The sequence below is a fragment of the Haloarcula salina genome, assembly GCF_010119195.1.
Classification (GTDB): Archaea; Halobacteriota; Halobacteria; order Halobacteriales; family Haloarculaceae; genus Haloarcula; species Haloarcula salina.
Genome location: NZ_WRXL01000005.1, coordinates 276058 through 291782, shown reverse-complemented (window position 1 = coordinate 291782; position 15725 = coordinate 276058). Strand labels below are relative to the sequence as shown.

The window sequence follows — 15725 nt, the reverse complement described above, 5'->3', positions numbered from 1 at the left end:
CGTGTTCGAATCATGGTTTCTTCCCAGCCCGTTCTTAATTCGTCAACGGTGTTGCTCGTCGGGACTGACGACTGGCTGGCGGAATTCGCCACGGCGCTGAAAAAGCGGACCAATGCGAGTGTGCAACACGTTCGAACCCAGACAGCGGCCATCGAAATCGTCCGGAGGCGGCCGACGGACTGTCTCGTCAGCGAGTATGCGCTCAAAGAGACAACCGCCCTCGAACTCCTAAGAGAGATCCGAGCGGAAACGACTTCGCTTCCCGTCCTACTCGCCACTACCGCTGGAAGTGAAGCCCTCGCTAGCGAGGCTATCGAAGCCGGCGTCACGGATTACATCGCGCTCACAGACTCGCCAGCACAGATGACCGACGAACTCATCGAACGAACCGAACGGGCGATCCGATCCGCACAGCGATCCGCCACGCAACGAGAGCGGGCCAGACAGTTCGACGCAATATTCAATGACTCGCGAACCGCGACGTGGGTACTCGATCCGGATGGCCTACTCACCCGCGTGAATGAGACGGCACGGGAGATGATCGATGACGACATCGAAATGATCATTGGAGAACCCTTCTGGGCGCTTCCGTGGTGGTCAAAAGCGGATGCAACCAACAGGGACGTCCAACAGCTCGTGGAGAAGGCACTCGACGGATCGTTCGGCAATGCGGTCGTCACACAGCCGTCGCACATCGACGAGCCGCGCGTCATCGATCTCTCCGTTCGTCCCGTCGAGAACGAACGCGGGGACCTCGTCTCGGTCGTCGTCGAAGGCGTCGATATCACCGAGCGAGTCGACCTCGAACGGAATCTCCGACAATCCGAAGAACTCCATCGGGTCACACTCAACAACATGACCGACACCGTCCTCATTACGGGCGAAGACGGGACGTACACCTACGTCTGTCCCAACGTCCATTTCATCTTTGGCTACACGGCCGAGGAGATTCAGGAGGTCGGAACCATAGATGATCTTCTCGGCGAGGATCTCTTTGATCGGGAGGAACTCGCAGAGAACGGTGTCCTCAAGAACATCGAAACCACGGCAACGGACAAAGCCGGTCGCGAGCACACGCTTCTGGTCAACGTTCGCGAGGTCTCGATTCAGGACGGGACGCTCCTCTTCAGTTGTCGGGATATTACGAAACGCAAACAGCGCGAGGAGGCGCTCGCGACGCTCCACGAGACCGCCCGTGATTTCCTCTACGCCGAGACCCACCAGGAGATCGCCCAGCACATCGTCGACGATACCCCCGGCGTCCTCAATCTCCACGCGAGTGCGGTCTATCTCTTCGACGCCGATGCTAACACTCTCCGCCCCACAGCGCACTCGGCGACAATGACCGATCTAAACGGCCCGCTCCCGACCGTCCCCGTAGACGGGGAAACCCTTCCGAGTTACAGTTTCGTCGAGGACGAAGTACTGTTCTTCGACGACATCCACGATGCAGATCGGCTTGACAACCGTGCCACCGATCTCCGATGTGCGGCCTACATCCCGCTCGGTAACCACGGCGTGTTCATCGCGGGGTCGGATCAAGTCGGCGCGTTCGACGACGTGACGCGAGAACTGGCCGACCTGCTCGCGGCCACTGCCGAAGCGGCTCTCGACCGCGTCACGCGTGAATCACGACTCCGCGAACAAGATCGAACGCTTCAAGCGCAAAACGAGCAGTTGACCGCCCTGAACCGCATCAACGAGACAATTCGAGAGATCGATCAAGCCCTCGTTCAGGCGGAGACGCGCGAGGAGATCAATCATACGGTCTGTGAGCTATTGACCGCCGATGATCGGTTCCGATTCGCCTGGGTTGGGACGGTCGATCCAGCGACCAACACCCTCGAGCCGCGTGCCTGGGGAGGCACCGAACAGGGGTACTTGGATAGCCAGCCGTTCGCCGTCCAAGCCTCAGGTACGGAGCCAGCCGGAGAAGCCGCCGCCACCGGCGATGTAACGATGGTCACGAACGTCGCTGCCGGGCTCCGCGACGAAGCGTGGCGGAAGGACGCGCTCGCTCGGGACTACCTCTCTGTCCTGAGCATCCCGCTCGTGTACAGCGACCTCACCCACGGCGTGTTGACGGTGTACGCACCGACTCAGGATGCGTTCGACGAGACAACGAAAGCCGTCCTGGCTGAACTCGGTGAAACGATCGCGTCCGCACTCAGCGCGATCGAGCGGAAGAATGCCCTTCTCACGACGTCGATGACGCGCGTCGAGTTCACCGTCGACGATCCATCGTTCGTCCTCTCACGGCTCGCACAGAACGCGGAGTGTAGCCTTTCCTACCAGGGTGGCATCCAACAATCGACGGAAGGCAACTACGTGTTTGTGACCGTCGACGACGGGACAGTCGGTGATGTCGCTGCCGCCGCCTCGGAGTTGGTCGGGGTCGACGAAGTACAACAAATCAGTGCGGACGGTGAAGGGGGCGTCCTTCGGCTCCGACTCACACAGCCGTTTCTCGCCCTGGAACTGGCTGATCATGGCGCCGTCTTCCGTGAAGCCATCGCTGATCCGACCACGACGACGCTCGTCATCGATATCCCGGTCAGCATGGATGTCCGAACGATCACACAGCTCGTCCAGGACACGTTCGCTGGCGTCGAACTCCGTGCGAAGAAGACACTCGATCAGACCGCAGAACACACCCTTTACTCGAAATTCCTCGATTCAGTGACCGACCGGCAACTGGAGGTGCTCCAGACGGCGTACTACAGTGGCTACTTCGAGTCGCCGCGCGAGAGCACGGGCGAGGACGTGGCGGAGACGCTCGGCATCTCCCCACCGGCGTTCTATCAGCACGCTCGAACCGTCCAGCGAAAACTGTTTCGCGCGCTATTTGAGGAGAACGCGGTCCCTGTCACTTCGACTGTCAGCACGGTTCAATAACAAACCTATTTGTCTCACTGCTATTTGATAGTCAATAGCCGAATATTCCCTTATACACTTATTATCCCCTTCTAGAGTGCGCCACTCCAACTGGCGGCACTCGGGAACGTACAATGAGAGATGTCGACCCTGAACCAACCGGAGAAACCCCCTACGAGTGCTTCGAGTGTGGCAATATCATCATCGCCGAGAACAGCCCCAATCAGTGCCCCGATTGTAGCGGCCCGATGAGAAACCGACAAATGCCGCTCGAATGACCATGGCATCGAGATCTGAGAACGCCCGCGAGGAGACAGGCGACGGCACGGTCGACACGACCGAACCCGAATCGGCACTCGAAACCGCTCGCCGCCAACTGTACCACGCCGCTAACGACCTCGATATCGACCCGAATATCGTCGAACGACTCAAATATCCCAAAAAGGTCCACGAGGTTACGGTGCCTATCGAGCGGGACGACGGGACGGTCGAAGTGTTCACGGGCTATCGTGCTCAGCACGACAGCGTCAGAGGGCCATACAAGGGCGGGCTACGATACCACCCCGACGTGACCAGAGACGAGTGTGTCGGCCTGGGCATGTGGATGACCTGGAAGTGTGCGGTCATGGATCTCCCCTTCGGCGGAGCCAAGGGTGGCGTCGCTGTCAACCCGAAGGAGCTGAGTGCGAAAGAGAAGGAGCGGCTCACACGACGATTCGCACAGGAACTGCGTGACAATATCGGACCAAACCAGGACATCCCCGCCCCCGACATGGGCACGGACCCCCAGACGATGGCGTGGCTGATGGACGCCTATTCGATGCAGGAAGGTGAGACGACGCCGGGTGTCGTCACCGGGAAGCCACCGGTGGTCGGCGGGAGCGAAGGCCGCGAGGAAGCCCCTGGACGGAGTGTCGCGCTCATCACACAGCTGGCTTGCGAGTACTACGACCAGCCGCTCGAGGACGCCACTGTCGCAGTCCAAGGATACGGGAGCGTCGGCGCAAATGCAGCCCGACTCCTCGACGAGTGGGGCGCAACTATCGTCGCGATCAGCGACGTGAATGGAGCGATGTACGAGCCGGAGGGGATCGAGACGGCGGCAGTTCCGTCGCACGACGAAGAGCCAGAAGCCGTGACCACATACGCGGACACCGTGATTTCGAACGACGAATTGCTTACCCTCGACGTCGACGTTCTCATTCCGGCTGCCCTGGGGAACGTGATCACCGAAGGGAACGCGGAGGCGATTGCTGCAGACCTCGTCATCGAGGGGGCGAACGGTCCGACGACGTCGGCGGCTGATTCGATTCTCGCTGCCCGGGGTGTCGCTGTGATTCCCGATATTCTCGCCAACGCAGGCGGTGTCACGGTGAGTTATTTCGAGTGGCTCCAGGACATCAACCGGCGGGCCTGGTCGCTCGAACGGGTGAACGACGAACTTGAAGCGGAAATGCAGGCCGCCTGGGATGCGGTTCAATCGGAGTTCGAGCAACGCGACGGTAGCTGGCGTGATGCGGCCTACATCGTCGCACTATCCCGCATCGCTGAGGCGCACGAAGCACGTGGGTTGTGGCCGTAGTCAGATGTCACATTCTCCGCTCTGCGAGCGTGAGACCGCTTGAGCGAGGGCAGTGTGGCGTGTTCCGGCAGGCATCAGTTGGGAGCACAGTAACAGTGTTCGGCTGGTCCCCGAGCGACTGCACGCGATTCTGGCGTTGGAACCGGACGGTGAAGGATATCGCTCTCGGCGGTGGTGCTCGGAGTCCGCTCCGGGGATTGAGACACCAATGCAGCCCGGCCCGGAGGGCTTGGAAACCAAAGAGACACAGGTGGGAGACGTTCAGTTTCCTAGTCACAATCCCGTTAGGCAAAGAGCCCCACGTTCTGTACACATGGAGCGCAACGAATACGCGATCCTGGCTGTCATCGCAGCCGCGACGGTCGGTATCGGCGTGGTCACCACCACCGAGCCGCTGTCGGCGTTTCTCGTCGAGAGCACTCGGCAGTTCGTGACGACGACGGCGGCGATGGCGTGGATCACGTGGTGGGCGCTCGTGATCGGATTCGCCATCGCAGGCGGCGTCGAGGCGTGGACCTCGGACGAGACGGTCTCGGAACTCCTGGAGGGCCACGGCGCCCGCGAGATCGGCTACGGGTCGCTGTTCGGCTTCGTCTCCTCGTCGTGTTCCTACAGCGCCATCGCAACCGCGAAGAACCTCTTCAAGAAGGGCGGATCGGCCGCCGCGACGCTCGGGGCGTTCATGTTCGCCTCGACGAACCTCGTCATCGAGATCGGAGCCGTCATCTGGATACTGCTCGGCTGGCAGTTCCTGCTCGCCGACGTAGTCGGCGGCTTCATGCTCATCGGCATGATGGCGTTCGGGTTCGTCTACCTGACGCCACAGGAAGTCATCGAGGAGGCCAGAGACAACATTCAGGACGACGGCGACCGGACCGCCCGAGACCCGGTCTGCGGGATGGAGGTCGACCCCGACGAGACCGACTACTCCGTCGACACCGACGGCCGAACGTACTACTTCTGTTCGGCGTCCTGCAAGGAGAGCTTCGACCCCGAGGAGGCCGACACCACGATCCGCGAGCAGGCCACGTCTCTCTCGGGATGGAAGGCGCTGGCCGACAAGCAGTGGAAGGAGTGGGGCATGCTGTGGGACGAAATCGCCATCGGATTCGTCTTCGCCGGTCTCATCGCCGGCTTCATTCCCGAACAGGTCTGGACGAGCGTGTTCTCTGGCGCGACGTTCGGCCTGCCGGTGTACGTCTTCTGGACCGCGGTGCTCGGGACCGTCATCGGCGTCGCCACGTTCGTCTGCTCGGTGGGGAACGTCCCGTTCGGAGCGGTGCTGTTCTCGAACGGACTGCCATTCGGTGCCGTCCTGAGCTACATCTACGCTGACCTCATCGTCCCGCCGATCGTGGACGCCTACCGCGAGTACTACGGTACGACGTTCGCCGCCATCCTCTCGGCGATGATCTTCGTCGCCGCCGTCGTCACCGGGTTCGTCATCCACTTCGTCTTCCTTGGATTCGGGCTCATCCCCGACCCGGAGAGCGTCCAGATCGCCGAGGTCCAGATCGAGATGAACTACAAGTTGGTGCTGAACGTGCTCGCGACCGGTTTCTTCCTGTTCCTCTACTGGCTCCACCGCACGGAGTCCGTCGGCGAGAGCGGACCGGGCGAACACGCCCAGACGGCCGACTGAGCGTCCGCTGACCCGCGGCGGCTGCCGATTTCGGCGTGACTATCGCGCCCACTACCGGGCTCGTTTCCGATTCGAAAACGGGCCGCAATATACTTCACCGATACGAAAATACGAAGACTATGAGCTACAGAGTCGACGAAATCGACCGGCGTATCCTCTATCACCTGGCGGCCGACGCGAGGCGAACGTCGGCACCGATGATCGCCGAGGAAGTGGACGTGACGCCGGCCACGATTCGCAATCGGGTCCGCCAACTGGAGGACAACGGGATCATCGAGGGGTATCACGCCGACATCGACTACGAGCGCATCGGCGGAAAGATCACGACGCAGTTCACGTGTACCGCGCCGCCGAGCGATCTCTCGGCGCTGGTCTCCGAGGCGACCACGATTCCCGGCGTGGTAAACGTCAGGGAGCTGATGGCCGGCCAGGAGAACGTCGTCGTCATGGCAGTCGGCGAGGACACCGACGACATCAGCCGAATCACGCAGATGCTCTCGGACCTCGGCCTCGTCGTCGAGCGCGAGGACATCGTCCGGGACGAGCAGTTCCACCCCTACCAGCCGTTCAACCCCGAAAACGGACGCTCGCACACGGCGCTCACCGACTTCCAGTCGCTCGCTGGCGGGGCCGAAATACTCGAATTTACCGTCTCGGCTGACGCCGAAATCACGGGGCTGTCGCTGGAGGAGGCCAACCGGGCCGGACTGTTGCCGGACGAGGTGCTCGTCGTGGGTATCGAACGCGGCGACGACCGACTCACGCCGAAGGGGGCGACGCACATCGAAGCGGGCGACGTGGTCTCGATCTTCTGCCGGGAGTCCGCGCCCGAAACTATCAAACGCGCTTTCGCAGCCGAAGGGATTCAGTGAGCGGCGATCGAATGTCGGTGCCTGTCTCGCTCGCTTGCCCCGCGATCGATCCCGTATCACCGTCGTTCTCGCCACGTGCCTTCTGTTTCCGAAACAAAAATGAATATATCTAATATTACCGTCTCGATAGTGAATTGTAATTCAGATGGGCAATTCGATAATCTGTGGCGATGGATTTTTATCCTCCCTCTCGTTACGGGGGAACATGACGACAGAACACAGTCGGTCGGCGCTGGAACGCCTGCGAGAGTACTACGATCACGAAGAGCTGGTCTGTCCGGACTGCGGGTACGAGGACGCCGACGGAGGCTGGCGGAGCGAGACGAACGGCGACGTGGTAGAGTACTCCCACGAGTGTCCGCAGTGCGGGGCGGTCAGGTCCCACACGCTCGACGTCCACGAGGAGTGACGGCCGTCCCGAGCGCTGACGACTCTCGCAGGAACCGATGAATACGATGGTACGTGTCGACTGGCGCGCGAGCTTCAGTCTCGCTGGCAGCGTCGTGAAGTGGCTCACAGTGCCGATGCTGTTCCCCGTCGCGCTCGCGGCCTACTACGGACGAGGGCTCGTGACGTTCCTCGTCAGCGTCGCGGTCGCGTTCGCGGTCGGCTGGGCACTCGAACGGCTCCACGGTGACCCCGCGAAGGCTCTCGGTGCCCGCGAGGGGTTTCTTATGGTCGCCCTGACGTGGCTCCTCGTCAGCGTGGTCGGTGCCGTCCCGTACCTCGTCGAGGGCTGGATGACGGCGTACGGGGCGGAGTCGACGCTTCGATTCCCGGTGAACGCGCTCTTCGAGACGATGAGCGGGTTCACGACGACGGGGTCGACCGTCATGGGGACCATCTCCTTCGAGCACCACTCGCGGGCGCTACTGATGTGGCGACAGGAGACGCAGTGGCTCGGTGGGATGGGAATCGTCGTCCTGGCGATCGCAATCCTCCCCGAACTTTCGGTGGGCGGCGCACAGCTCATGGACGCGGAAGCGCCCGGACCGGGAATCGAGAAGCTCACGCCGCGGATCGCCGAGACGGCGCGCGCCCTCTGGGGCCTGTACGTCGGGCTCACCGCCGTCGAGATCGCCGGGCTCTACGTGTTTCACTCCGTCGGGATGGCCCCCGAGATGACGCTCTACAACGCCGTCGCCCACGGCTTCACGACGATGCCAACCGGCGGCTTTTCGCCGGAGGCGCGCTCGCTCGAAGCGTTCACCGCGGTCGTCCAGTGGTTCGTCATCCCGTTCATGATCGCCGCCGGGACGAACTTCGCGCTGTTCTGGCACTTCTGGAACCGCGACTTCCGAACGGTGCTCGAGGACGTGGAGATCAGGGGCTATCTGGGCGCGATCGGCATCCTCACGGCGCTCGTCACCGGCCTCCTCTACGCGACGCCCGGATTCGCGGCGCTCACGGGCGCGCTCGAACCGTCGCTCAGGCACGCCGCCTTCCAGGTCGCGTCCATCGTGACGACGACCGGGTACGCGAGCATGGACTTCAACAACTGGGGGAACCACGCGCAGTACGTCCTGCTCTTCGGCATGTTCGTCGGCGGGTCCGCCGGCAGCACCGGCGGCAGCATAAAGGTCGTCAGGTGGATCGTGATCCTGAAATCGCTCCGCCGGGAGCTCTTCACGACGATACACCCCGAGGCCGTCAGACCGGTGCGCCTCGGTGACCAGGTCATCGACGAGACTGCGGTTCGCGGAATCCACGCGTTCACCGCTCTCTACATCCTCATCTTCGCCGTCGCGACGCTGGCCGTGGTCGTCGTCGGCGTTCCGGGCGGGGACCTGACCGCCTTCGAAGCGACGAGCGCGGTCGCCGCCACGCTGGGCAACGTCGGGCCTGGCGTCGGTCTCGTCGGTCCGATGAACAATTTCCTGCCGTTCCCGCGGAGCACGAAGCTCCTGCTGTTCTTCCTGATGTGGATCGGCCGGCTGGAGATCATCCCCGTGCTCGTCTTGCTCACCCGCTCGTACTGGCAGTCCTGAGCACCGACGCGCCGGTCCGGTCGGAACACTCGACGGTCGCACTCAGAGAAAACGGCGGGACAGCCGAACGTGGCGTGTCCCAGACCGTCTGACGCTCGGAATCCGAACGCCGGGTTCTGGGCCCGGGGGCAATCGATGTGTGGAGCGGCTCGAAGGGGAGCGAAGCGGGGACCAGAACCCACTCAGAACGTCGAGAGCCGATCGGCAAAAATTTTGTGAAACCGCTGGCAGTCACGCGGATCGCTCGTTTGAGACTGCGTCTCGGGCCGCGTACTCGCTGTATCAGAACCGCTCTTTACCCCGTTTGGTAGATTCAGAATAGTCGAATACAATGGTACTTACTTCGATATCGCCCCGAGATCTATCTCTATTGAGCCTAATCATTACGATATATCCAATTTTGCATACATATATTAGAATTCACGTATATAAATTAGAGAGAAAAATCAAAATCGATCCAGCTTTCCTCGGATCTCTCGGAGTCTCTGAAAGATGAGGAGACCACAGGCGCGAGAGTCGTACGCATACCTTTTAGTCGGCTGGGTGGCAAGCACAGACACCGAGCAGATGTCGATAGACGAACCCACACCTTCAGCGGCACGCGTCGCATCGCAACTCCGGTCGCTCGACCTCGACGGCAAGTCGTGGATCACCGGCGTCGCCATCAACGGACTGTTGTCCGAGGGAAGCGAGCCGTCGGTCCAGACAGCCCGAACACTCGTCGACACGGCCGTCGCGACGCAGGACGACGACGGTCAGCTGGGCTACGGCCCGAGCTATCCCATCGAGGTGTTCAGCCACGGCCGGGAGTACGAGGCCAGCTGGGACCTGACGGTCAAGAAGTGCATGAACACGAACAACACGACCGCCATCGGCCACGGCGTGCTCGACTTCTACGAGCGGACGGGCGACGAGCGCTACCTCGACGCGGCCCGAAACGAGTACGAGTGGCTCCTGTCCGTCGACCGGACGGAGACGGGCGGCATCCCCCACCACGACCCCGAGGTGGCCGGCATCAAGTCGCTGTGGATCGACTCGGCGTACATGATGTGTCCCTTCTTCAGCCGCTACGCCGAGGCCGCCGACGAGCCGGCGGCCCACGACGAGGCCGTCGAACAGTACGAGGTCCACGCCGAGCACCTCCGGGACCCGCGGACCGGCCTGTTCCGCCACATCTGGGTCGAACGGCCGGACCACTACCCCCAGGGGACCTTCTGGGCCCGGGGGAACGGCTGGGCCGCCGCGGCGGCCGTCGAGATCCTCGACCGACTGCCCGACGAGCACGCGCGCCGCGACGACCTCGCCGAGCAGTTCAGCGACCACTGCGCGTCGCTGCTCCCGCTTCAGGACGGCAGCGGCTTCTGGCACAACCTCGTGGACGACCCGGACACGCCGCTCGAATCCTCCGGGACGCTGATGTTCGCGTACGCGTTCAACCGCGGCATCGACCTCGGACACCTCGACGAGGCGACCTACGGCGAGGCGGCGGCCGACGCGCTCGACGCCGTGACGCGCGTCGTCGACGACGAGGGCAACGTCAATCGCGTGGCCGGTCCCCCCGGCGGCCCTGAAGCGCCGCTGACCGTGACGCCCTACGGGCAGGGCTGGTACCTCATGGCGGCGGACAGCGACCGGCAGTGAGGGATCGGTCGCGAGCGGCTCCGGGGCGCTCGACCGACGAGGACCACGTTTTATAGGCCGACGAACCGATACGACGTGTATGGACGCAAGCGAACAGGAGAGAGCGGCGCGAGCGCTGTCCGTCCCGGAAGACACCATCGTCGAGGCCTGCGGCGACCCGCCGCTCCCGGAACTGGGGGTCATCGAACAGGTCTGGGAGACCGACCCGATTCCGCCCGGGGAGGTCGCGGCCCACGCTGCGCGGGCCGTCGAGTCCCTGTCGTTCGCCGACGTGCCCGACGGCGGGGAGGTCGCGCTGGGCGTCGGCAGCCGCGGCATCGCGAATCTCTCGACCATCGTCGGCGGCGTCGTCGAGGCGGTCAGAGACGCCGGCTACGAGCCGTTCGTGTTCCCCGCGATGGGGAGCCACGGCGGCGCGACCGGCGAGGGCCAGCGCGAGATGCTGAACGAACTCGGCGTGACGGAGTCGACCATCGACTGTGAGATCCGATCGAGCATGGAGGTCGTCGAGGTCGGGCGGACCCCGGACCGGGACGTGCCGGTCGTCGCCGACGCCAACGCCGTCGAGGCCGACGCCATCGTGCCGATCAACCGCGTCAAGCCCCACACGGACTTCGACGGCTCCGTCGAGAGCGGGCTCTCGAAGATGCTCGTCATCGGGATGGGCAAGCAGCGCGGCGCACAGATCGCCCACAAGTGGGCCGTCGACTGGTCGTTCCGGAAGATGATCCCCGAGATAACCGGACAGTTGCTCGACGAACTGCCGGTCGTCGGCGGCGTCGCGCTCGTCGAGGACCAGCGCGACGAGACCACGCTCATCGAGGGCGTTCCGCCGTCGGGCTTTCTCGACCGCGAGCGCGAACTGCTGGAACTGGCCTACGACCTGATGCCCAAACTCCCCTTCGAGGAACTCGACCTCGTGGTGTTCGACCGCCAGGGCAAGGAGATCAGCGGGCAGGGGCTGGACACGAACGTCATCGGGCGCCGTCCGTTCTCGATCAACGAGCCCGCCCCGGAAAAACCGGATATCAAACGCATCTACACCCGCGGGCTGACCGAGGCGACCCACGGCAACGCCATGGGGATGGGGTCGGCGGACATCGTCCACGAGGCCGTCGCCGCCGAACTCGACGCCCAGACCTCGCTCATCAACGCGCTCACCGCCAGCACGATTCGCGGCGTGAAGCTCCCGCCGGTGGTCGAGACCGACCGCGCCGGCCTGGTCGCCGCGCTCTCGACCATCGGCGTCGTCGACACCGACACCGTCCGGGTGCTGCGCGCCGCCGACACGATGCATCTCCAGCAGTTGTACGCCTCGCCGGCGCTGGTCGACGCCGCCCGCGACCGCGACGACCTCCGCGTCGTCGAGGACCCGTCCCCTATCGAGTTCGACGACGGCCAGTTCGCCGCGCCGTCCCTTCGGGAGTAGCCCCCCGGTCGTTTCTCCCCGTCGCACAGGGCCGATTGTCCGTCGGGAATCGCCGGCACACTCAAAGATTTATAAGGATTGCTAGTGATGTGTTATCCACGGAGACCGACCGTCACGGGCAGCGGACCGTCTCGGCAGCGGAGCGGCTATCGACCGAGCCGCGTCTGTGCCCAGCGGCGGCACTCACACAGCCATGACATATCGAGCAGGCGTAATCGGAACGGGCGGAATCGCGGGAATGGGTATCCTCGGGATGCACGACGAGGACGCGATCGGCACGGAGAAGATCGACGCGAGCCACGCCGGCGGCTACGCGAGCACCGACGACATCGAACTCGTCGCGGTGGCAGACGTGGACGAGGAGAAACTGGCGACGTTCGGCAGCGCGTGGGACATCCCGGCCGAGCGCCAGTACGTCGGCCACGAGGCGATGCTCGCCGCGGAGGACTTAGACGTGGTCTCGGTCTGCACGCCGTCGTTTCTCCACCACGAGCACACGGTCGACGCCGCGCAGTCGGCGGCCGATCCCGACGTTATCTGGTGCGAGAAGCCCATCGCCTCGCAGGTCACCGCCGCAGAGGAGATGGTCGACGTCTGCGAGGAGACGGACACCGAACTGGTCGTCAATCACTCGTTTCGGTTCACGGACAAGCTCCAGCGCCTCTACGACCTCATCCACGACCGGGACATCCTCGGCGAGGTCGTGTCCGTCAGCACGCAGTACCGCATGGAACTGATGCGCAACTCCACGCACGTGCTCGATACGCTGATCTACCTGCTCGACGCCCGGGCCTCGGAGGTCAGCGGGTACATCAACGGCGAGAACGAGGCCGTCGAGTCCCTCGACGCGGCCCAGGACGTGGTCGACGCCGGCGGCGGCGGCCACGTCGTGATGGACGACGGCTCGTTCGTCACCGTCGACTGTACGATCCCTCGCGACGTGTCCTCGATGACGCTGAACTTCATCGGGACCGAGGGGAAGCTGTACATGAACAACGACGACGGCGAGTGGCGCTACTGGTCGCTCGAAGACGGCGAGCACGTCGAGCAGTCGCTGCCCGGCATCGACGGCGCGTGGACGTGGGAGGACGACTACGAGCGGTCGTTCGCGAACGCGGCGACTCACGTCGAAGACCTCCTCAACGGCGAGGAGGAGAACTACTCGCCCGGGACGGAGGCCGCCCGGTCGCTCGAGATCATCGTCGGCTTCTACCTCTCGCACTACACCGGCGCGTCGGTGGACATCCCGCTGGCCCAGCCGCTTCGCGAGATCTCCATCACGTCCTGGTAACGGACTGGTTTTCGGCGTTCGACCGCGTCTGGTGACCGCTCGCCTCGACAGCGCCTTCCCGCCCGAACAGTGCGAGCGCTACCGAACGGAGTCGTCGTTTCGAAAACGGACCGCCGCTGCGTTGCGACCGCTGTTCAGGCGTCGAGCCACGGCGCGCCGTCGCGCGAGACGAAGCGCTCCTCGCGCTCGATACCTCGAATCCGATCGACGTCTTCGCCGTCGAGTTCGAGGTCGAGCGCGCCGAAGTTGTCGCGGATGTGGGCCTCGCCGGTGGCCTTCGGGACGACGCTGACGTTCTCGCGCGCGAGGAGCCACGCGAGGCTGACCTGTGACGCGCTGACGCCGTGCTTCTCGGCGATGTCGGTGATCTCGGGCACGTCGAAGACGTCGCCGCGCGCGAGCGGCGAGTACGCGATGTGGGTGTAGCCGTGTTCCTGGGCGTGGGCGACGAGGTCGTCCTGCTGGAGCAGGGGATGGGTCTCGGCCTGGTGGGCCACCAGCGGCGAATCGAGGTGATCCATCGCCTCGTTCAGCAGTTCCGTGCTGAAGTTACAGACGCCGACGTGGTCGATACGGCCTTGCTCCCGAAGTTCGTCGAAGGCCGGCAGCGTCTCGGCGGCGTCGTAGTTCCCGACCGGCCAGTGGACGTACAGCAGGTCGAGTCTATCTAGCCCCAGGCGGTCGAGCGTCACTTCGAGGCCCTCGATGACCTCGTCGTGGGCGAGTCCGAACTTCTCCGCGTGGACCTTCGAGCCGACGAACACCTCTTCGCGGGGGACGTCGGCCCGGGCGATGCCCTCGCCGACGGCTTCTTCGTTCCCGTAGTACTGCGCCGTGTCGATGTGTCGGTAGCCCACTTCCAGGGCGGTTCGGACGCTCTCCGCGCACGTTTCCGGGTCGGTGTTCTGCCAGGTGCCGAGACCGATGGCTGGTACGTCGCTCATGAGTACTCGATCACCGCCGGAGCGGTTATTTCTTTCGGTTCTCGCTGATACGTCAGGACGAATCCTTTCGGTGTCGTGCAGTGAAAACTAGCTGGAAAACTGATATGACGGGCCCGAGAAGCAGGGCGGTGGCCGCCCGGTGCTACACGAGCTGGCGTCGATCGGTGTTGCGCCGCTCCCGGAGCCAGCCCAGCAGTCGAGGGAGGAACCGGTGGCGCAGGTCGAAGTACAGCGACACCGCGCCGTAGATCCAGAGGCCAAACAGCAGCGTCATCGCGACGAGGTACGCCAGCCCCGTGAGCGTCGGCATCTCAGGCCTCCCCCTCGACGGTGACGTCGTCGGCCGCGGCGCTGGGGTCGACGAGGCTGTGGACGACCGCGTCGCCCGCGCCGTCGAAGACGTGTACGTCGTCTCTGGAGAACACGACCTCGATCGTGTCGTCCTCGCTGATCTCCTTGTCCGGGTCGATGCTCATCAGCAGCTCCGTCGTTTCGCCGTCGGTCTCGGCCAGCAGGTAGGCGTAGGTCTGGTCGCCGACGGGCTCCAGCACGTCGACGGTCACCGCGACCGGCGTGCTCGGATGCGCGATGTCGCCGGCGTCGTCGGCGAGGTAGATGTCCTCGGGGCGGACGCCCAGGGTCACCCGGTCGCCGTCCACGAGCGGCGTCCCTGTCGTGTCGTACGCGACGCTGAAGTCGCCCACGTCGAGGGCCTCGCCGGCCACTTGGCCGTCGAAGAGGTTCATCGAGGGGCTTCCGATGAACTGTGCGACGAAGGTGTTGACCGGGCGGTTGTAACACTCGAGCGGCGGCGAGCACTGCTGGAGTTGGCCGTCGTTGATGATGGCGATGCGGTCGGACATCGTCATCGCCTCCTCCTGATCGTGCGTGACGTACACCGAAGTGATGCCCAGTTCCTTCTGGAGGCGCTGGATCTCGGTCCGCATCGCGACGCGGAGCTTGGCGTCCAGATTCGCCAGCGGCTCGTCCATCAGGAACACGTCCGGCTCGCGCACGATGGCGCGGGCGATGCCGACGCGCTGTTGCTGGCCGCCCGAGAGCTCGTCGGGGCTGCGGTCGAGCATCCCCTCCAGCTGGACGATCTCGACGGCGTTCTCGACCCGGCGGTCGATCTCCTCCTTGTCGAAGTTCCGCAGTCGCAGCCCGAAGCTGATGTTCTCGTAGACGGTCATGTGCGGGAACAGCGCGATGTTCTGGAACACCATCGCGATGTTGCGGTCCTTCGGCGGCTTGGTGGTCACGTCTCTGCCGGCGATCTCGATCGTGCCGCTCGTGGGCGTCGTCAGCCCGGAGATGGTCTCCAGGGTGGTCGACTTCCCACAGCCGGATGGCCCGACCAGCGTGACGAACTCTCCGTCCTCGATGGTCAGGTCCATCCCTTCGACGGCGACGACGTCTTCGTACTCTTTGCGAACGTCCGTGAGGTTGACTTCTCCCATTG

General features: G+C 63.9%; 13 protein-coding genes. 10 read left to right on the top strand and 3 right to left on the bottom strand.

The genetic code is table 11. The features are described 5' to 3' along the window. Positions 1 to 12: 12 nt before the first annotated feature. From GM656_RS14740 to GM656_RS14695, 10 genes are all read left to right on the top strand, one after another. The gene (locus GM656_RS14740) at positions 13 to 2895 is read left to right on the top strand and encodes a bacterio-opsin activator domain-containing protein (protein ID WP_162414439.1); all 2883 of its coding nucleotides are present in this window, start codon (positions 13 to 15) and stop codon (positions 2893 to 2895) included. A gap of 113 nt (positions 2896 to 3008) precedes the next feature. Next, positions 3009 to 3152: a rubrerythrin-like domain-containing protein gene (locus tag GM656_RS14735; RefSeq protein WP_162414438.1), complete on the top strand. Its 144-nt coding sequence runs from the start codon at positions 3009 to 3011 to the stop codon at positions 3150 to 3152. Then, a complete protein-coding gene (gene gdhB / locus GM656_RS14730; RefSeq protein WP_162414437.1) occupies positions 3149 to 4456 on the top strand; it encodes a glutamate dehydrogenase GdhB in 1308 nt (435 codons plus the stop codon). The genes GM656_RS14735 and gdhB overlap by 4 nt, the downstream gene beginning before the upstream one ends. Positions 4457 to 4769: 313 nt before the next feature. Then, positions 4770 to 6098 carry a permease gene (locus GM656_RS14725; protein ID WP_162414436.1) on the top strand — a complete coding sequence of 443 codons (1329 nt, stop codon included), beginning with the start codon at positions 4770 to 4772 and terminating at the stop codon, positions 6096 to 6098. Positions 6099 to 6217: 119 nt separating this feature from the next. Continuing rightward, positions 6218 to 6970 (top strand): Lrp/AsnC family transcriptional regulator, encoded by a 753-nt coding sequence (locus GM656_RS14720; RefSeq protein WP_162414435.1) that lies wholly within the window; start codon positions 6218 to 6220, stop codon positions 6968 to 6970. Between the two features lie 205 nt (positions 6971 to 7175). After that, the gene (locus tag GM656_RS14715; RefSeq protein WP_162414434.1) at positions 7176 to 7379 is read left to right on the top strand and encodes an HVO_0649 family zinc finger protein; all 204 of its coding nucleotides are present in this window, start codon (positions 7176 to 7178) and stop codon (positions 7377 to 7379) included. A 37-nt stretch (positions 7380 to 7416) separates the two neighbouring features. Beyond that, positions 7417 to 8958: a TrkH family potassium uptake protein gene (locus GM656_RS14710; RefSeq protein WP_162414433.1), complete on the top strand. Its 1542-nt coding sequence runs from the start codon at positions 7417 to 7419 to the stop codon at positions 8956 to 8958. A 567-nt stretch (positions 8959 to 9525) separates the two neighbouring features. Then, positions 9526 to 10599, top strand: a complete 1074-nt coding sequence (locus GM656_RS14705; protein WP_162414526.1) for a glycoside hydrolase family 88 protein — start codon at positions 9526 to 9528, stop codon at positions 10597 to 10599. A gap of 79 nt (positions 10600 to 10678) precedes the next feature. Next, on the top strand, positions 10679 to 12028 hold the full coding sequence (locus GM656_RS14700; protein WP_162414432.1) for a lactate racemase domain-containing protein: 1350 nt from the start codon (positions 10679 to 10681) through the stop codon (positions 12026 to 12028). Between the two features lie 193 nt (positions 12029 to 12221). Continuing rightward, positions 12222 to 13319 (top strand): Gfo/Idh/MocA family protein, encoded by a 1098-nt coding sequence (locus GM656_RS14695; RefSeq protein WP_162414431.1) that lies wholly within the window; start codon positions 12222 to 12224, stop codon positions 13317 to 13319. 134 nt (positions 13320 to 13453) lie between these two features. Here the strand turns inward: GM656_RS14695 and GM656_RS14690 are convergent, their stop codons facing one another. From GM656_RS14690 to GM656_RS14685, 3 genes are all read right to left on the bottom strand, one after another. Beyond that, positions 13454 to 14263, bottom strand: a complete 810-nt coding sequence (locus tag GM656_RS14690; protein WP_162414430.1) for an aldo/keto reductase — start codon at positions 14261 to 14263, stop codon at positions 13454 to 13456. A 142-nt stretch (positions 14264 to 14405) separates the two neighbouring features. After that, a complete protein-coding gene (locus GM656_RS19160) occupies positions 14406 to 14573 on the bottom strand; it encodes a hypothetical protein (RefSeq protein ID WP_174242988.1) in 168 nt (55 codons plus the stop codon). A 1-nt stretch (position 14574) separates the two neighbouring features. Continuing rightward, positions 14575 to 15723, bottom strand: coding sequence for an ABC transporter ATP-binding protein (locus GM656_RS14685; protein WP_162414429.1), 1149 nt, complete (start codon positions 15721 to 15723; stop codon positions 14575 to 14577). Between the last annotated feature and the right edge of the window lie 2 nt (positions 15724 to 15725).